Annotated in this window: 17 protein-coding genes and 2 pseudogenes; 12 read left to right on the top strand and 7 right to left on the bottom strand. The window is 40.7% G+C overall.

Annotated elements, in window-relative coordinates:
• Positions 1–186 precede the first annotated feature (186 nt).
• From H6G68_RS08890 to ftsH3, 9 genes are all read left to right on the top strand, one after another.
• A complete protein-coding gene (locus H6G68_RS08890) occupies positions 187–1,095 on the top strand; it encodes an alpha/beta fold hydrolase (protein WP_190906301.1) in 909 nt (302 codons plus the stop codon).
• A gap of 44 nt (positions 1,096–1,139) precedes the next feature.
• The gene (locus tag H6G68_RS08885; RefSeq protein WP_190906300.1) at positions 1,140–2,111 is read left to right on the top strand and encodes a CobW family GTP-binding protein; all 972 of its coding nucleotides are present in this window, start codon (positions 1,140–1,142) and stop codon (positions 2,109–2,111) included.
• 417 nt (positions 2,112–2,528) lie between these two features.
• Complete coding sequence (locus H6G68_RS08880; RefSeq protein ID WP_190906299.1) at positions 2,529–3,584, top strand: WD40 repeat domain-containing protein; 1,056 nt, start codon at positions 2,529–2,531, stop codon at positions 3,582–3,584.
• Positions 3,585–3,634: 50 nt separating this feature from the next.
• Positions 3,635–3,898 carry a hypothetical protein gene (locus H6G68_RS08875; protein ID WP_190906298.1) on the top strand — a complete coding sequence of 88 codons (264 nt, stop codon included), beginning with the start codon at positions 3,635–3,637 and terminating at the stop codon, positions 3,896–3,898.
• Positions 3,899–3,987: 89 nt separating this feature from the next.
• Complete coding sequence (locus H6G68_RS08870) at positions 3,988–4,995, top strand: metal ABC transporter solute-binding protein, Zn/Mn family (protein WP_190906297.1); 1,008 nt, start codon at positions 3,988–3,990, stop codon at positions 4,993–4,995.
• 53 nt (positions 4,996–5,048) lie between these two features.
• Positions 5,049–6,296, top strand: a complete 1,248-nt coding sequence (locus tag H6G68_RS08865) for an acetate kinase (RefSeq protein WP_190906296.1) — start codon at positions 5,049–5,051, stop codon at positions 6,294–6,296.
• A 129-nt stretch (positions 6,297–6,425) separates the two neighbouring features.
• Positions 6,426–7,211, top strand: a complete 786-nt coding sequence (locus tag H6G68_RS08860; RefSeq protein ID WP_190906295.1) for a hypothetical protein — start codon at positions 6,426–6,428, stop codon at positions 7,209–7,211.
• A gap of 22 nt (positions 7,212–7,233) precedes the next feature.
• Entirely contained in the window at positions 7,234–8,025 is a 792-nt protein-coding gene (locus tag H6G68_RS08855; RefSeq protein ID WP_190906294.1) for an aminotransferase class IV, read from the top strand.
• 113 nt (positions 8,026–8,138) lie between these two features.
• Positions 8,139–9,980, top strand: a complete 1,842-nt coding sequence (gene ftsH3, locus H6G68_RS08850; RefSeq protein ID WP_190906293.1) for an ATP-dependent zinc metalloprotease FtsH3 — start codon at positions 8,139–8,141, stop codon at positions 9,978–9,980.
• Between the two features lie 363 nt (positions 9,981–10,343).
• Here the strand turns inward: ftsH3 and H6G68_RS08845 are convergent, their stop codons facing one another.
• The 3 genes from H6G68_RS08845 to H6G68_RS08835 form a co-directional block, all read right to left on the bottom strand.
• Positions 10,344–11,087, bottom strand: coding sequence for an alpha/beta fold hydrolase (locus tag H6G68_RS08845; protein WP_190906292.1), 744 nt, complete (start codon positions 11,085–11,087; stop codon positions 10,344–10,346).
• An 81-nt stretch (positions 11,088–11,168) separates the two neighbouring features.
• Positions 11,169–11,789, bottom strand: coding sequence for a hypothetical protein (locus H6G68_RS08840; RefSeq protein ID WP_190906291.1), 621 nt, complete (start codon positions 11,787–11,789; stop codon positions 11,169–11,171).
• Between the two features lie 18 nt (positions 11,790–11,807).
• Entirely contained in the window at positions 11,808–13,223 is a 1,416-nt protein-coding gene (locus H6G68_RS08835) for a hypothetical protein (RefSeq protein ID WP_190906290.1), read from the bottom strand.
• A 124-nt stretch (positions 13,224–13,347) separates the two neighbouring features.
• Between H6G68_RS08835 and H6G68_RS08830 the strand changes: the two genes are divergently transcribed.
• Both H6G68_RS08830 and H6G68_RS27880 read left to right on the top strand, forming a co-directional pair.
• Entirely contained in the window at positions 13,348–14,946 is a 1,599-nt protein-coding gene (locus H6G68_RS08830) for an Hsp70 family protein (RefSeq protein ID WP_190906289.1), read from the top strand.
• 18 nt (positions 14,947–14,964) lie between these two features.
• A pseudogene (locus H6G68_RS27880) lies at positions 14,965–15,120 on the top strand (RNA-guided endonuclease TnpB family protein); the annotation flags it as partial.
• Between the two features lie 58 nt (positions 15,121–15,178).
• On the opposite strand, the gene H6G68_RS08820 reads toward H6G68_RS27880, so the two are convergent.
• The 4 genes and pseudogenes from H6G68_RS08820 to H6G68_RS08805 all read right to left on the bottom strand — a co-directional run.
• Positions 15,179–15,712: a L,D-transpeptidase gene (locus tag H6G68_RS08820; RefSeq protein WP_190906307.1), complete on the bottom strand. Its 534-nt coding sequence runs from the start codon at positions 15,710–15,712 to the stop codon at positions 15,179–15,181.
• Positions 15,713–16,029: 317 nt separating this feature from the next.
• The gene (locus tag H6G68_RS08815) at positions 16,030–16,542 is read right to left on the bottom strand and encodes a L,D-transpeptidase (protein ID WP_127052006.1); all 513 of its coding nucleotides are present in this window, start codon (positions 16,540–16,542) and stop codon (positions 16,030–16,032) included.
• 243 nt (positions 16,543–16,785) lie between these two features.
• Positions 16,786–17,418, bottom strand: a complete 633-nt coding sequence (locus H6G68_RS08810; RefSeq protein ID WP_190906288.1) for a bifunctional 4-hydroxy-2-oxoglutarate aldolase/2-dehydro-3-deoxy-phosphogluconate aldolase — start codon at positions 17,416–17,418, stop codon at positions 16,786–16,788.
• Between the two features lie 441 nt (positions 17,419–17,859).
• A pseudogene (locus H6G68_RS08805) lies at positions 17,860–17,991 on the bottom strand (pentapeptide repeat-containing protein); the annotation flags it as partial.
• 124 nt (positions 17,992–18,115) lie between these two features.
• Between H6G68_RS08805 and H6G68_RS08800 the strand changes: the two are divergent.
• A complete protein-coding gene (locus tag H6G68_RS08800) occupies positions 18,116–18,478 on the top strand; it encodes an ArsR/SmtB family transcription factor (RefSeq protein ID WP_190906286.1) in 363 nt (120 codons plus the stop codon).
• Positions 18,479–18,536: the final 58 nt, after the last annotated feature.

Raw genomic sequence — 18,536 nt, 5'->3', positions numbered from 1 at the left:
ATGACCAATGACCAATGACCAATGACCAATGACCAATGACCAATGACCAATGACCAATGACCAATGACCAATGACCAATGACCAATGACCAATGACCAATGACCAATAACCAATGACCAATGACCAATGACCAATGACCAATGACTAATAACCAATGACCAATGACTAATAACTCATTAAATCAAGATGTCTACCAATTTATTAACAAAACCTGCTGGTGCATTTGGTGGTGAAGTTCAAGAATTTCTCTGGAATTGGGAAAATCAACAATTGCAGGTGATTTATGAAACTCTTGGCCAAGGTTCTTCGCTTTTATTACTTCCCGCTTTTAGTAGTGTTTCTACAAGGGGAGAAATGGGAGAACTTGCTAAATTACTCGCTTCCCATTTTCAAGTTACCGCTTTAGACTGGCCAGGTTTTGGGGAATCTTCCCGACTAAAATTAGATTACAACTCGGCAATATATCAGCAATTTTTGGCGGATTTCGTGAAATCTGTGTTTAATATCCCTATTATTGTAGTTGCGGCTGGTCATGCTGCTGGTTATGTGCTGCAACTAGCCATTAAACAGCCAAATGCTTTTTCGCGGATTGTTTTGGTAGCACCAACTTGGCGTGGTCCTCTACCGACAATGGGAGCAAATCCCAATATAGCTGCTATGGTGAGGGGATTAGTGCGATCGCCAATTCTCGGTCAAGCACTCTATAAACTTAATACTACCCCATCTTTCTTAAGTTGGATGTACAGCCGCCATGTCTTCACCGACACAGCGAAACTTACACCCAGTTTCATCACCGAAAAATGGCAAAGCACTCAACAACCAAACGCCAGATTTGCTTCTGCGGCCTTTGTCACCGGCAATATAGATACTATTCATAGTCAATCAGAGTTTCTGTCCCTAGTGCAGTCCTTATCCGCCCCACTAATGGCGGTAATTGGCGAATTTAGTCCCCCGAAGTCCCGGCAAGAAATGGACGCTATGGCAGCTTTACCAGGCGTTAGCAGCGTTGTAGTTCCTGGTTCTTTAGGACTGCATGAAGAATACCCAGCAGTAGTTTTTGAGGCAATATTACCATTTTTAACAAGGGTGTGTTAGACAGATAATGATTATCAACAAATCATCAAATTTGGTTTAAGATTATGATGGCTTCAGAAACATTCACAACCGTACCTGTAACCGTTTTAACTGGCTATTTAGGAGCAGGTAAAACTACTCTACTCAATCACATTCTGACTTACGAACACGGTAAAAAAGTTGCTGTCATCGTCAATGAATTTGGGGAAGTAGGCATTGATAATCAACTAGTTATTGATGCAGATGAAGAAATTTTTGAAATGAACAACGGCTGTATTTGTTGTACAGTTCGGGGTGACTTAATTCGCATCATCGGCAATTTGATGAAGCGTCGTGATAAATTTGACCATTTAGTAATTGAAACCACTGGATTAGCAGATCCTGCACCTGTAATTCAGACATTCTTTGTAGATGAAGATATGCAGAGTCAATTGTCACTAGATGCAGTAGTTACAGTTGTTGATGCCAAGCATATTTGGCAACATTGGGAAGCAGACGAAGCCCAAGAACAAATTGCATTTGCTGATGTAATTTTATTGAATAAAACAGACTTAGTCACCCCAGAAAATTTAGAAGAATTAGAAAAGCGGATTCGGTCGATGAATGCGATCGCTAAAATCTACCGCACCCAAAACTCAGAATTAGGAATGGATGCATTATTAGGTGTAAAAGCCTTTGATTTAGACCGCGCTTTAGAAATTGATCCCAACTTCTTAGGTGAAGATACTCACGTACATGATGAAAGCGTTTATTCTGTAGCTTTGGTAGAAAAAGGCGAAATAGACGGACAAAAATTAAATGAATGGTTAAGTGAATTATTGCGTACTCAAGGAATAGATATCTTCCGCATGAAAGGCATTTTAAACATTGCCGGAGAAGATGATCGCTTTGTTTTCCAAGGAGTACACATGATATTTGATGGTAAACCAGATAGACCTTGGAAAGCCAGCGAAACCCGGAAAAATGAACTTGTATTTATTGGTCGGAATCTTGATGAAGCTAAACTAAAACAAGATTTTCTAGCCTGTCTAGTGTAAATCCAAATATTCTTCTTCCTTCTTCCTTCTTCTTCTTTCTTGACTTCGCGCTCTTCTCTTCGAGACGCTTCTCTACGAGAGGCTTCGCCAACGCGAACGCGCCTTTCCCTACGGGACACTTCGTGAACGCGGTTCAATAAATCATATTCTCAGGTGCAATCGAGGTATGAGAAATAAAATGTAAAACTAGGCGTTGGTGAATAAAAGTTGAAAAATCATATCCTAAATCAACAACGCCATTTTCTTTTCTCTGCGGTTAGAAAAAAATAATATAGGATTAATATTTGATTTTTGAAATTTTACGTAGGGTGGGCTATGCCTTACAGAACCAGGATATCGTGGGCAATGCCCACCCTACACTACTTAAATTTTTTCAAATATCATTTATGATTCCTCTATTATCCATCATATTTACACATGAACTTCACAACTAGTAAAACTCAAGAATTTACAGCCTACTATTCAGGTCAGCTTGCAGATTATGTCACATCTTTAACTTGGTCAAACCAAGGAGAAAAACTAGCTGCAACTTCCGCTGCTGGAGAAGTTATCCTATGGGAAAATAGCGAACTCACAACCTTACAAACTGCCACAGGTAAATCAGTAGATTGCGTGGCATTTTCTGCCGATAGTAAATATTTAGCAGTCGGTGGACAAGATGGAAAAGTGAAAATCTGGCGAGAAAATCAATTAATTGCCACTTTAGAAAACGCCCCTGCTTGGGTTGATAAATTAGCTTGGAATCATACAAATAACCAACTAACTTTTAGTTTAGGGCGCTGCGTTCAAGTATGGGATGCGGACGCAGAAGAAATTGTTGTCACGCTGAATTTTGAAAACTCATCAATTTTAGGGATTGATTGGCGCAAAGATGGGCAATATTTAGCCATTAGCGGTTATCAAGGAGTGAAAATTTGGAATACCCAAGATTGGGATGAAGAACCTTATATTTTAGCTACAACTACAGTTAGTGTAGCAATGGCTTGGTCGCCTGATGGCAAATACTTAGCTTCTGGCAATATGGATCGTAGTGTCACCGTGTTGGAATGGGGAAATCCAGATCCTTGGCTAATGCGAGGCTTTCCAGGGAAAATTCGCCAATTAGCTTGGTCAGAAGCCACTACAGCCGCTGGTGCGCCGCTTTTGGCTTCTTCCAGTGTAGAGGGTGTAGTAGTTTGGGAAAAATCAGAGGATGAGTCATTGGGTTGGGAATCGCGCATATTGACTAATCATGTGGATATAATTAATGCGATCGCATTTGCACCCCAAAGTTTTCTTCTCGCTTCCGCAGCAGCTGATGGTTGGCTGTGTTTGTGGAACCAAGCCACAGAAGCATCCCAAATTCTCACAGGTGTCCAGGGAGGATTTTCTACCCTAGCTTGGCATCCCAGTAGAGGTGGGGTTTCCCCAGCCTTATTAGCCGCAGGTGGGGAACAAGGGGAACTACTTATTTGGTCTAAAACTACTGACTAATGACTAATAATTGGCTATGCTGTATCAGCAGCGGCCTCTAAGTGTGAACTATGAACATAGCCAAACTGATTTTGCTTGCTTGTCCAGTCTTTCTGGCATCTCTGCTACTGGTAGCTAATCCAGCCCATGCATTGGGTAGAAACGGAGTCATCACTCTAGCTACACCATCTGCACACAACAATATTCAACTAACAGCACCAAATTTTGGTTTAGTAACCAATCCAATTATTGATCAATTAGGTTGCGGTTGCTCTACTTGTGTTCAGGCTAAATTTCAGATGTTACAAGGCAAGTTGCCCTCTGCTGATTTTTAATAAAGTTAGCAGTTATGAAAATTTATAAGGCACAGTGATGCTGTGCCTTTATTAATTTGAGATATGTGAGTTGTCAGGATAATTAGAGGATGTTAAAAAAGTCGAAAAACATACTATTAAATAAATTATTAAATGCTGTTTTTTTTACTCTTGCACTTGGATTCGCCGGGTGTGGAAATCAAACTATAAATACAGTATACACCCGCACTAATCAAACCAACAGCATTAACAGAAATCTTCCCCAAGTTGTAGCAACGACTAGTATACTCTGTGATTTAACTAAACAGATTGCCGGGACAAGTATTAACCTTACCTGCTTGATTCCTCCTGGTTTAGATCCCCGCTTTTATCAACCCACACCAGAAGATAGACAAGCCATTGAACAGGCTAATCTGATTTTATATCATGGCTATAATTTTGAATCAGGTTTAATCAAAATCATTACAGCAAAACAAAACCGAACGCGGAAAATAGCTGTTGCCCAACTTGCTGTACCACAGCCACAAAAATTACGAAATAATGGTCAAGAATTCACAGAACCACATATTTGGCACAATACAAAGAATACTATCCAGATAGTAGAGGTAATTAATAGCAATTTAGGTAAAATTTCCCCTAAAAATGCAAAAGCCTATAGCAGCAATACTGCAAAACTTACAAAAGAATTAAACCAACTAAATAGCTGGATTAAATCTAGACTGGCCAGTATTCCCACAAAAAACCGCAAAATACTGACAACCCATCAAGCCATAATCTATTATGTCAAAGCTTATGGTTTTCCCTATAAAGGAAGTTGGCTAAATATTAGCGATGAAGAAAATTTAAGCAATACAAAAGTTCAGAATATGGCTAAATATATTCAAAAATCTAAAGTCATAACAATTTTTGCAGACACAAAAACCAACTCCAATGTGCTTGAACCTATAGCCAAAGAAGCTAATGTGAAACTTTTTCCCAGACAACTTTATATAGATGGACTTGGTGAACCTGGTAGTGATGGAGAAACCTATCAAAAAATGATGGATGCTAACACACGCAGTATTGTAGAAGGATTGGGTGGAACTTATCTAAAATTTGCGCCGAACATTTCCAAGTAAGCAAATAATAGCTGGAAATTCTACCAACTCAAATTGAGTTTCTCCTGACAATTATGAACATATTAGTACTAAATGCCGGCTCAAGTAGCCAAAAAGTTTGTCTGTATGAAATTACAGATGCGACTGTTCTCAACCAAGCACCACAACCACTTTGGGAAGGGAAAATAAACTGGATTCAAGACAAAAATGGAGCAGAAATAGAGGTAAAAACAGCAACGGGTGCAGTGCTACAAGAATATATCGAGGGTGACTCCCGCAGCGCACATTTTGCTTATATACTCCATACTCTCAGTCATGGTGCGACTAAGGTGGTAAGTCAGTTGTCAGAAATTGATGTAGTCGGACATCGGGTAGTACATGGTGGACAAGACTACCGTAACAGTGTAGTAATTACAGAAGATGTCAAAAATGCCATCGCTCGTCTTTCTACCCTGGCTCCAGCCCATAATCCAGCCGCTGTGGATGGTATAGAAGCTATTGAACAAAGCTTGGGAAATGTTACCCAAGTCGCAGTATTTGATACTAGCTTCCATAGTACTTTACCAGATGCAGCCGCTATTTATCCTGGCCCCTATGAATGGGTAGAACAAGGTATCCGCCGCTACGGCTTTCATGGTATTAGTCATCAGTACTGTTCTACCCTTGCAGCACAAATCCTGGGTCGAGATTTAAACGAACTGCGGTTAATAACCTGTCATTTAGGTAATGGTTGTTCTTTAGCGGCGGTTAAAAATGGTCGCAGCATTGATACAACTATGGGTTTTACGCCTCTTGATGGCTTAATGATGGGCAGCCGTTGTGGCTCAATTGATCCAGGGATTCTGATTTATCTATTGCGCCAATCTGATTACTCAGCAGAAAAGCTAGACTATGTTTTAAATAAAGCTTCTGGATTACGAGGAATTTCGGGCGTTTCTAATGATTTACGGGAAGTAATAGCAGCAAGGGAGCAAGGTAATGAACGCGCCCAATTAGCCTGGGATATATACGTACATCGCTTACAGGCTGGTATCGGTTCTATGCTGGCTAGTTTGGGTGGTTTAGATGCTTTAGTTTTCACCGGTGGGGTGGGAGAAAAATCTCCAGGAATTCGTCAAGAGGCTTGTGCAGCCTGGGAATTTTTGGGATTGAAAATAGATGCTGTCAAAAATCAGCAGCAGCCAATTGATGTGGATATTGCTACATCTGATTCCGCTGTGCGAGTATTAGTTATACATACTCAAGAAGATTGGGCTATAGCGCAACAATGTTGGGAATTACAGCAGGGAATAGGGAATAGGGTTGAAAGTCTCTTACCATAAGGCTTTGTTCTTAAAATTTTGTACCTCCTGCAACCTGAAATCTGCTGTATGTAAAAGCAAAAAGTAGGAATGTAAAACAAAGTGTATTATATACAATGATGTAAATTGTCGGAAAAACTCAGAAAGAGTATGTTTATATCTCGTGAAGATATTACTACACCTTTGGTAGCCTGTTTGTGCATCTTAGGAATTAGCTTAAGTCAATTACCTAGATTGCAAAAATTGTTAATTAGTAAAGAAAATACATCTTTAGAAAGCTTACAAAAAAACCTAGAAAAAGAAAATTTACGGCTTAATTTACTCGAAAACTTCCCTAGTTTTAGTTATAAAAACGTGATTGCTGATTGGACATATATCGATTTTCTGCAATACTTTGGGGATAATGAAGTAAGAGACAAAACAGGTTATAACTTGAGTCCAGAATATTTTGAAGTTATACTAGGTCGAGATCCCAGATTTTTAGCAGCTTATTTGGGTCTTTCTATCAGTACTTCTTTATATGCTGGTATGCCAGAGAAGACTATTGGCTTAATAGAGAATGGTTTAAAATCTCTATCTCCTAGCGTACCGAATAAATCTTACTATGTATGGCGGTATAAAGGAACAGATGAGTTATTATTTTTAGGCAAATCCCAAGCTGCAAAGGAATCTTTTTTACAAGCAGCTAATTGGGCAAATGTTCAAACTGATCAAGAAAGTAAAAATGTGGCTTTCCTGTCTGCAAAAACTGCTGAATTTCTGAGTAAGAATCCTGATAGTAAATTTGCCCGCATTGCTGGTTGGACGATGGTTTTACAAAATAATGTGGATGAAAAAACTCGCAAAAGAGCAATTAGCGAAATTCAAGCTTTGGGAGGTGAGGTAATTATTGATTCAAATGGAATCCCCAGAATTAAATTACCGGAGAAAGATTAATGGGTGATTGGAGGTAATTTTGGTGTATTGGTATTGTGGTGAATTAATTGAATCCCAAAAGTTGGAATTGGATATTAATGATCCAGGTTTGCTTTATGGGGCGACGGTTTTTACGACACTACGCGTTTATGGTGATTCCCTTGATAGTAGTTTAACTAATTGGCAAGCACACTGCGATCGCTTGAAATTTAGTTTAAACGCTTTCGGCTGGAAAGAACCAGACTGGAATTTTGTCCGTCAAGGTGCAGAAATCCTGTTGAAACATTTTCCTGTTCTCAGAATCACGATTTTTCCCGATGGGAGAGAATGGATCATTGGCAGATTATTACCACTTAACTTGACAGAAAAGCAAAGTCATGGTATTGTGTGCGCCCTTGCCGAACCCGAATTAGCTCGTTCTCTTCCTGATCATAAAACTGGCAACTACTTGAGCGCTTGGTTAGCCAAAAATATTGTTCAAACCTTAACAGCCGAAGAAGCGATTTTAGTAGATTCTCAAGGAAATTGGTTAGAAACCAGCACTGGCAATCTTTGGGGGTGGGGGGAAGGCTGTTGGTGGACACCACCTTTAGAAGCGGGAATTTTACCAGGAATAGAGCGATCGCATTTGCTCAAAGAACTAAAAAACCGTCAAATCAGCGTACAGCAGGAACCTTGGACACCGGAACTAGTCAAGAAATTGGCAGCGATCGCCTACACTAATAGTGTTGTAGAGATTATTCCCATCCATACCGTGCAACAGCCGACAGGGTCGCTACAATATAATCCCTACCACGATTGTTTCTCAAAACTCAAAGAATTATTTTTACCATGACACGAACACCATTTTGGTATACGTTAAGATAAGTTAACATAATTCTAATAATGCCCTCTCTTCTTTAGAAGAAGTTACGCGCAAGCACAAAAAAATCAGGAGGAAAGACCTCGGTGAATAAAAAATGGAGAAATGCTGGGCTGTATGCACTGCTTTTTATAGTTGTAATTGCTTTAGGGACTGCGTTCTTTGACAACCAACCCCCTCAAGTAGAAACATGGCGCTACAGTGAATTTATTCAAGAAGTTGAAAGCGGCAAAGTAGAAAAGGTCAGTCTCAGTTCAGACCGTTCTACAGCAATGGTTACGCCTAAATACGACCCCAACAAAAAGCGCGTCACCTTAGTTAACGACCCAGACTTAATCAATACTCTGACAGCTAAAGGTGTTGATATTGCGGTATTACCCCAAACCGACGAAGGGTTTTGGTTTAAAGCACTCAGCAGTTTATTTTTCCCTGTATTGCTTTTAGTTGGTTTATTTTTCTTGTTACGTCGCGCTCAAAGTGGCCCCGGTAGCCAAGCGATGAACTTTGGTAAATCTAAAGCCAGAGTGCAAATGGAGCCACAAACCCAAGTTACATTTGGTGACGTTGCTGGTATTGACCAAGCCAAATTGGAATTAAACGAAGTTGTAGACTTTCTGAAAAACGCCGACCGCTTTACCGCCATTGGTGCAAAAATTCCTAAAGGTGTACTCTTAGTTGGCCCTCCTGGTACAGGTAAAACCCTCCTCGCTCGTGCTGTAGCTGGGGAAGCAGGTGTACCCTTCTTCTCAATCTCCGGTTCTGAATTTGTGGAAATGTTCGTTGGTGTGGGTGCTTCCCGCGTCCGCGATTTATTTGAACAAGCTAAATCTAACGCTCCCTGTATCGTCTTCATTGATGAAATTGACGCAGTCGGTCGTCAACGGGGTGCTGGTTTAGGTGGTGGTAACGACGAACGGGAACAAACCCTGAACCAGTTGCTCACCGAAATGGATGGTTTTGAAGGTAATACAGGCATTATTATTATTGCTGCTACCAACCGTCCTGATGTACTTGATGCAGCTTTATTGCGTCCCGGTCGTTTTGACCGTCAAGTTGTCGTAGACCGTCCTGACTACGGTGGACGCAGCGAAATCCTCAAAGTTCACGCACGTGGTAAAACTTTATCCAAAGATGTGGACTTGGATAAAATCGCTCGTCGTACTCCTGGTTTCACCGGTGCAGATTTATCGAACTTGTTGAACGAAGCCGCAATTTTAGCAGCACGTCGCAACTTAACCGAAATTTCGATGGATGAAATCAATGATGCCATCGACCGCGTATTAGCTGGGCCAGAGAAGAAAGACCGGGTAATGAGCGAAAAGCGCAAAACCTTGGTTGCATATCACGAAGCCGGTCACGCTTTAGTTGGGGCTTTGATGCCTGACTATGACCCTGTACAAAAGATTAGCATCATTCCTCGTGGTCGTGCCGGTGGATTGACTTGGTTTACTCCTAGTGAAGACCGCATGGATACAGGTTTATATAGCCGTGCTTATCTGGAAAATCAGATGGCTGTGGCTTTAGGTGGTCGTTTAGCTGAAGAGATTATCTTTGGTGAAGATGAAGTTACCACAGGTGCTTCTAATGACTTGCAACAGGTAGCACGAGTTGCTAAACAGATGATAACTCGGTTTGGGATGAGCGATCGCTTGGGTCCCGTGGCTTTAGGTCGTCAACAAGGTAATATGTTCCTCGGTCGGGATATCATGTCTGAGCGTGATTTCTCGGAAGAAACCGCAGCCGCAATTGATGAAGAAGTTCGGAAATTAGTCGATACAGCTTATATTCGCGCTAAAGAAGTGTTGGTGAATAACCGCCACATTTTGGATGAAATCGCCCAAATGCTGATTGAGAAAGAAACCGTTGATGCTGATGAATTGCAAGAAATTCTCGGAAATAACGATGTGAGAACTGCTGCTTTTGCTTAATAGCTGGTAGCTGGAATATAAAATTTAAAATTGGGGTAATTCTGGGTTTTCTGGAGTTACCCCAATTTTTTATCTCATGCAGGAGATTGGGCTATAGTTACGGAAACTGTCACAGAGGGCAAAGCAGCCTGTGATTACTACGCTACAACCGTTTCAGCCTTGATGATCATGGGGGATAGCGATGGCTAAAAAGTTCCTTTCTGAAAATAAAGTCGCAACTAAAGAGCGAAAATTATGTGCTGTTTAACCCTTGTCACTCACTAAACTAGAATCAAAGTGGATAAAGTTCCAACTCTTCAAAAAAATAAGGAAAACATGATCCAATATTTAGCCAAATATCCTCTTAAACTCAAACTCCAAAAATTAATCACCAGTTAATATTGAAGCAAGAAGGTCAGGACGAGACAAATGCGGGCAATGTCCAGAAGCTAACTCAATGGCATCGACTCCTAGACGCTTGCGTGCAGCATAGCGTGACCATGCAGGAGATAGTATGCGGTCATCGTTGCAAACAATATATTTACGTTCAACTAAAGGCAAAGCTTTGAGAGGATTCATTTCAAAAATATATGCCATAGATTGTTGCGAACGACTTTTCGAGATTGCCCACTGTGCTACATCCGGTTGACAATCACTCAAGAAAAAATCCCTTAATACTGCTTCGTCTGTAAAATCTTTCCCTATAGAAGCTGGTTCAAACATCCCTGGCTCTGAGTGGAACTGTTCGAGTTGAATAGGGTTTTTTGGCTGGTAATTGAATGATTTGAGAGTATCAGAATCAAGATTGTGAGAAAATTGGTCAAGTGTACTAATTCCTGGATAGGGAATCAAGGCAGCTAGAAACACCAGTTGACGAACTTTTACAGCTTCTGCAACCAAGGGAATTACAGTACCAGCCATTGAGTGACCAACTAAGACAATATCATCATCAGTTTTTGGCAGCACTTGAATTACCGCATCCGCAAATTGGGATAAAGTAGCAGAGTCATTTTCAATTGGCAAATCTGCTGTTACGGTTTTATGACCCTGTGCTTCTAAGTAGGGAATTAGCAAATCCCAACACCAGCTACCTTGGAAAGCACCGTGAACTAGACAAAAAAGACTCATATAAGTAGGTGGGTGTTAAAAATTGTTGTTCTGACAAAGCAAGAGGTTAATTTCTTCTCACTCCTGACTCTTATTTCTTAACTAGCAACTTACGTTACGATTTGGCAATAATTTAATCAAAAATAAACCAGTAATACCACCGTAGATGAATCCACTCACCATGCTACCTGCCACTGCTGCCGAAAACAAAATTTCAATCAGTGTCTGTAAATCGCCTTTAAATATCTTCTCAGCGGTAACAGCCGCCAGAATACAGGCCAATGCACCTATACCTGCGCCTACTATGACACCTATAGTAGTGGCAATAAGCCAGTTAAGAGTCTTTTCTCTCGGCCATTTCATAACTAGCGCTTGGGCAAAACTAAGGGAAATAATGCCACTAGCTATGCCCAAAACTGAGCTAAAAATGGCATTAGAAGTAATCACAAGTATTAGCCCTCCTATCCCACAGCCCATGCTAAAACCGAAACTTGTGGCTAATATCCATTTAGCAGAAACTTTCTTGCGTAAAACTAACTTTTGGGCAATACCCACACACAAACCACCCAATGCACCACCCCAAAAACCTGAAATTCCAGATAAAGAAGAGTTTATAGCCAGCAAGCTTGAAAACAAGCCTAAAAAAAAGCCTAAAGAAAAGCCGATAGTAGTAGCTAATACCCACCGCCACCAAAATTTCCATCTCACAGTTGGGTTTGGCATAGATTTTATATAAAAGAATTAGATTTCTGGATTATAAGTTGGACGATGTCGGTTATTATCCCAACCATACCAATGACGCACTGCTAACCACGCAACTGAAAGTAAACCTGCAAGGCTCAGAGTTAAACCACTCCAGGGTATCAATAATCCAAATACAGGTAAAATTGCTCCAGCAATAGTACAGATAATAGCAGCTAAGGAAGCATGACGATTTGACCCTAAGCCATATGTCAAAATTAGTAAGATAAATGAAATCATGATCCAAGCTGATTCGGCATTGATTAACCGCGCCATGTAAGTTAAAGTTAGTAAACAAGCAAAGTAAATACCTCCGGCTATAGCGACATTTTTTAAACTCATTGGTAGAGATAAATACAGTAGTAATATCCACCACAAAAATAATGCCGGCGCTAATAGTAATAATCTAGGAATAATGCCAGTATTTTTAATGGCTTTGGTACTGGTAAAGACACCAAATGGATTTTTTACAGAAACATTATCATCAAAAATCCAAGTAAATTGAGTGCCGTCACCATCGATTTTTTTCTGATTAGTGGGTTCAATACCACTTGCAAAGTCGGCATTACTAAAATTGGCTGTTGCTGTGAGACGGAATTGAGAAAGTATTTGATTGGCTGCATTATAAACCCAACGTGGGCCACCTCGTGCCTGATAAGTAACTCTAAATGTTGTTTCTTGTCCTGGTTCTAAACGAAAGGGAAAACCATAATCACCGGGATTAGTTTGTTTTAATCTTGTTCCGTCCCGTTCTAGTTTGTAATTAGTTAAAAGTGAGTAACCGTAAGGTGGTGGTGCTTCAAAGAAAAAACTATTTATATCACTTAGTTGGTTAACAAATTTGTAATCAGCAGAGTAGTCGGTGAGATAAATAGAACTACGATTTTGAACGTTGACACTTTGGTCAATTTTAACTTGAATTTGTGAGCCAGATAATGTTAGATAACGGGTGACTTTTTGTTTATCGTTGACTTTGACTATTTTGCCGTCAACTTGGGTGGTATAGGTGTATGGTTCTTCGGTAATGTAACGGATTTGAGGTGCGGTTTGTTCTAATTTATCACCTGCAACAGTTTCGGCAACTTGTGAGACTTTGGCTTGTTCCCAGTGGTGGTAACGGTTGCTTAAAGTTGAAGTTAGGAAAAATCCGGTGACTAAGAGAACTAAAATTAGGGCTAAATGCTGTAGTCCCCGCAATAGTTGGGAATAACGAATCGCCCATTCACCAAAGAAAACCGCTTGTTCAGTGGTATTTCGTCGTAGGGAAAAACTTATTAGTGCGATCGCTACTCCTAAAGCTACAATCAAAAATACCAATAACAGTGAACCTTGGAGTAATTGAGTGCCAAATTGTACTAATTCATTGGGATGTGTCAAGTCTGGCAATCCGGGAATGCCTTGAGCAGAAGGGATCATAATCAGTTATTTGGGTAATTTGAACCACTAGACCGATGTACTATGACAAAAGTTGCAGAAACATAACTTTGTCTATTGGAGTTTTAGCGTTTTAGTGCGTAATTAATATATTTCTTGAATAAATATGGCGATAGCTATCGATTTTGGAACTAGTAACACCGTCATTACCCGCTGGAATCCCGTCACCCAGCAGCCAGAAACCATAAATTTACCCGGTTTATCCATTCAACAAAATCTCAATCCCTCACTGATTCCCAGCTTGGTTTATGTGGAACAAGCAACCCAAGATAAAGTCTTAGTTGGGCAACAAGTGCGCGATCGCGGTTTGGATATCAAAAGTGACAGTAGATTCTTCCGCAGCTTTAAACGGGGAATTGGGGCAAATATCCAAGGCTTCTTGCCCGAACTAGATGGAGAAAATATCACTTTTGAACAAGTAGGAACATGGTTCTTAACCAAGATAATTTCTGAACTAGCTCGCACAGAAGGTGGTTTAGATTCCTTAGTTTTGACAGTACCTGTAGATAGCTTTGAAACGTACCGTTACTGGTTAGGCAACGTTTGTCAAGCACTGCCTGTTGAAGAAGTGAGAATGTTAGATGAACCCACAGCCGCAGCTTTAGGCTATGGTTTGGCAGAACAAGAAAATTTGTTGGTAATTGATTTTGGTGGCGGTACTTTAGATCTATCTTTAGTGTGTATAGAAAAAAATGCCCAAGCTAATACTAAACCAGTGGGATTTTTACTCAAATGGGGTAATAAATCTCTGGCTGAAGATTCTCAGCAAAAGGTCAAAACTGCTCGTGTCTTGGCTAAAGCCGGACAAAATTTAGGCGGTACAGATATTGATAATTGGATAGTTGATTACTTTGCTAAAACCCAAGGATTACCGATTAATTCCCTGACGACTCGACTGGCAGAACGGTTAAAAATTCAGCTATCTACCCAAGATAGAGCTAGTGAATTTTTTTTTGATAATGAGACTTTTGAAAGCTATGAAATGGAACTTAACCGCAAGGGACTAGAAGAACTCCTCAAAGAAAACGGATTTTTTGACAGATTACATGATGCAATAATGACGCTGTTGCAGCAAGCCAGACGACAAGGAATAGAACTTAATGATATTAATGCAGTTTTGTTAGTTGGTGGTTCTGTGCAATTACACGCAGTGCAGACATGGGTGAACCAATATTTTGAGCCAGAAAAAATCCGCTTTGAACGTCCTTTTGAAGCGATCGCTCAAGGTGCGCTGCAAGTCACCCAAGGAATGGAAATTAAAGACTATCTCTATCACAGTTATGGTGTACGTTACTGGGATCGTCGCAACCAGCGTCACAGCTGGCAACCGATTGTTAAAGCTGGTCAGGCTTATCCCTTGACTCAACCAGTAGAATTAGTCTTGGGGGCTTCCGTGGAAAATCAACCCAGTATAGAGTTAATTTTGGGCGAATTGGGAACAGACACCGGCAGTACAGAAGTTTATTTTGATGGAGATCGCCTAATTACTCGCAATATTAAGTGTCTGACAACCCCAGTCAAACCCCTCAATGACAAAGAAGGTGCTAGAAAAATTGCCCAACTATCACCCCCAGGATTTCCGGGGAGCGATCGCATTAAAATCCTCTTTCAAGTTGATGATCAATGCTGTTTACGCATCACTGTTGAGGACTTGTTGACAAATGATACCCTGGTTGAAAATCAACTTGTGGCACAGTTGAAATGAAACTTTCGACTCAAGGTATTCACCTGTGATTACTGTGGGTTTGATTGTGATAGAGATGTAAATGCTGCTCGTAACTTGAGTCAAGAAGCGGTCAGGTTGACCGTATTAGCCTGTGGACTAGATCGTGCCGACACGAATAGGATGAAGCAGGAAGAAAAAGCTGGCTCTTGTTAGCATTAGTTAGCTTTTTTGTATCGGATTGTTGTTTATTCCCAAATCCACAATTGAAAGCCTACCGACGCACAACCACCACAGTTCCCATCGAAGCCCAATTATATAACTTACGCGCTTGACTAACTGGCAAATTAACGCAACCATGACTAACTGGAGTGCCAAAACGGTTATGCCAGTAAGCACCGTGAATAGCATAGCCTTGATGAAAATACATGGCGTAAGGAACATCAGGAATATCGTAACCTCTACCACGCATCCGGTTAATGCGATATTTAGAATTAATTTGAAACCTACCGACGGGTGTAGGAGTTCTACTCTTTCCAGTAGAAATTCGGTAGGAATACACTAAATTCTTACCTTCCCATGCCCGTAATCTCTGCTCAGATAAATCAATTTCAATCCGGCGAGATTGGGATATTTGATTATTTTTAGATGTCGTAATGCTTTGATTTACTGTATATGCGTTAGCTGTAGTAGTTTTAGGGTTATTAGTTGGTGATGACCAAGAAAATAAAGTCATCAGCATCAACACTATACCTGTATAAAAAGTTCCAGAGGAACGGATTAAAGCACTGCGAATCCAGCTTGGCATCATCACAATTACCTTCTAAGATTTACTGTTATTACTTCGCGCAGGAATTCTGAGGATTTACGCCAAATTCTGGAAAACAGAGATTTCGAGATGTTTGATACCCCCTCACTATCTTATTTCTAACTTACTTATTCTGTAAACCACGAAACGGTTTGATGGTTGTCATTATCCTCAATCACCTTTCGGCAATGAACTCCTAAAAATAAATTCTGAACTTTGTAAGAGAGATTCCGCCTAACATACTTGCTGCTGATAGAAGTGGGGGACTTAAACCCCCTGAATTAGTTAAAAATATTAATTTTGCTTGCTCAAATCACCTATTTCTGCACTACTACTGGAGTTCCTACATCAGCCCAATCAAATACCCATTTAGCATGATTAGGTGCAAGATTTACACAGCCATGACTCACAGGAGTACCAAATCTGTTGTGCCAGTAGGCTCCGTGAATGGCATAACCGCCTTGATAATACATAGTATGGGGGACATTGGCGACATCATAACCTCTACCGCGCATCCGAGTTTTTTTCAATTTAGTTTGAATCTTAAAAGTCCCAATGCGAGTAGGTGTAGATCGTTTCCCTGAAGAAATGGTGATTGCATAAACAGGATTGCTACCTTCCCAAGCAATTAAATTTTGCTTTGAGAGGTTAATTTGAATCCAGCGTTGATCAGATTGTTTCAGTGTTTGAATAGCGGTAGCAATTTTATTGTTGTCGGAATTTGCCCAAACTTCTCCAGATCCGGGACTGACAATACTAGCAGAGACAAAAGCACCCGCGAGTAAAATTTTTAAAGGACGCATCCAGTGAAAATAAATAAGATTTGTCATGATAAACACACTCCTCTTCACTAAATTGGTAATTGGGGAAAACTATTACCCAAGAAAGGCAGAGGGCAGGAGGCAGCTATGCTGAAGGGTATAAAGCCCCCACTGAACTCCTGTTCAGTGGCTCTTGTACAGGAGGGGTCGGAATCCCCTTCTGTACAAAACCTTCTGCCCTCTGCCCTCCCTACGGTCCCGCTAGGGATACGTACTTCTGCCTTCTTCAACCACTACCCACTCCCCTAACTACTAATTTAACGTCCGTATGAGATTTTTGGCTTGAAGAGCGATCGCACGCCAATTTTCCTCTAATACCCATTTTTTCGGGAATAATTCCCCACTTAAGCCCACAGCTACTGCTCCAACTTGTAAAAAATCTTTAGCATTTTGTAACGTTACACCCCCAGTAGGAATTAGGGGAATATGACCAAGGGGAGCTTGTAAACTTTGAATATAGCTAGTTCCCCCCACTGATTGTACCGGGAAGACTTTGACACAACTTGCGCCCTGAGTCCAAGCGGTAACAATTTCCGTAGGTGTGAGTGCGCCCGGAATAATCGGCACATCTTTAGCAACTGCGGCTTTAATCATTTCTGGGTCAGTATGGGGAGTGAAGAGAAATTGCGCCCCAGCTGCGATCGCATCTTGTAACTGCTGGACATTAAACAGTGTTCCCGTACCAATCAGACAGTGAGGTAACTGAGTACGAAGTTGAGAAATTAAATCAGCAGCGCGATCGCTATTCCAGGTAATTTCTATCAGATGCATTCCCCCAGAAGCCACAGAAGAAGCCATTTTTTCACCCCATACCATTTTAGGAGCGCGAATAACTGCGATCGCTCGATTTTTCTGCAACTGTGATAACCAAACTTGATTAGACATTTTGACTGTGACTTATACAGCAGAGAATAGGAAATAGAATTGAAAGTCTCTTAGCATAAGGCTTTGTTCTTCAATTTTGTACATCCTTTACCTGCAATAGGCTGTAATTGGCGCAATTTAGATAAAAAAATAGGTTTAGCATACTTAGGGCTTGCTGATAGCGTAGCGTGGCGTAAGCCATAAAAGTCTTTTGGTTAGTGTTGAGTTGTTAACCCTCTTTCAATAAACAGTACCGTTAGCGGTAGCTCGGTGTTTAGCCCTTACTGAGTAACGAGTGTGGGGTGTAAAGTTGGGTGGGAGTAATGTACTCAAAAAGATTTTGTTTCTTTCATTCATCGCGGGTGAAAGTGCAGCCAGTGCAGTTGCTTCTAAGAAGTTGACGCAAGAAAACCTCTGCGTTTCTCTGCGTTAACCTCCGCGTCACTCTGCGTTAAAAAAAAATTATTCTGCCACTCTCCCATCAGGCATAATAGCGCCTTCTAAATCAACATCTGTAAAAATTGCTCCTGTTAAATCTGCACCTCGAAGATTAGCCTTTAGCACAATTGCATGACTGAGATTTGCATAAAACAGTAGTTCCTTCATTGATACCAGGAAACTCCAAAATAATCTGTTTTATTACCCACTGTTAATTGACAGTTAGTTATAATGCCAATTAGTTATTAAACAATAATTGTGCTAAAGATTGAGTTTCCCTATGCCAAAAACTAAGCCATCCAAGACTGATCCAGCTATTCTCGCGGCAGTTGCTGACTATTTCAAGGTGCTATCAGAGGGAAGTCGGCTACAGATTTTGACCTGTCTGAAATCAGGTGCGATGAATGTGATGGAGATTGCAGAAGCCACTGGTTTGGGGCAAGCAAATCTGTCTAAGCATCTGAAAGTATTAACTCAGGCAGGGATTTTATCACGTCAGCCGAAAGGGACTAGCGCCTATTACGAGATTGCTGACCCGGTGATTTTTGAGCTTTGTGAGTTAGCGTGCGATCGCATTACAGAACGAGTATTACAACAAGCTGAAAGCTTAAAAGCTCTTCGCAACAAAACTGGAGTTTTTTGAACAAATTCAATAAAACTGACGCTCTCTTGCTTATTAAAGCCAGCTATGTCATACTCTA

Origin of the sequence: Anabaena catenula FACHB-362, assembly GCF_014698735.1 — a bacterium.
GTDB lineage: Bacteria > Cyanobacteriota > Cyanobacteriia > Cyanobacteriales > Nostocaceae > Anabaena > Anabaena variabilis_A.
The sequence above is the reverse complement of the archived record's forward strand: the minus strand, read 5'-3'. Positions and strand labels throughout refer to the sequence as shown.